Annotated in this window: 1 protein-coding gene; it reads left to right on the forward strand. The window is 50.6% G+C overall.

Going from position 1 to position 338, the window contains the following annotated elements; all coding sequences use genetic code 11:
* A partial coding sequence (locus JO950_RS22120; RefSeq protein ID WP_202704567.1) for a hypothetical protein occupies positions 1-338 on the forward strand: 338 nt, incomplete at both ends.

Raw genomic sequence — 338 nt, forward strand, 5'->3', positions numbered from 1 at the left:
AATTTAACCATCAATGCTGTTCCGGGTAATCCTGCGGCACCAACGGCCAGTGTAACGGTTCAACCAGACTGTTTAACTCCAACGGGTACCATCGTAGTTACTGCTCCGGCTCCTGCGGCTAATGTGACTTATACCGTAACAGGTACCGCTCCGGTGAGACCTGCAGTGACACAGTCTACAACTACCTTTGCCAATCTGGCTCCGGGTACTTATGCCGTAACGACAACCAATACCACTACAGGCTGTGTTTCATTGCCTGCCAATTTAACCATCAATGCTGTTCCGGGTAATCCTGCGGCACCAACGGCCAGTGTAACGGTTCAACCAGACTGTTTAAC

It is taken from the genome of Flavobacterium sp. UGB4466 (assembly GCF_903469665.1).
GTDB classification, from domain to species: Bacteria; Bacteroidota; Bacteroidia; order Flavobacteriales; family Flavobacteriaceae; genus Flavobacterium; species Flavobacterium lipolyticum.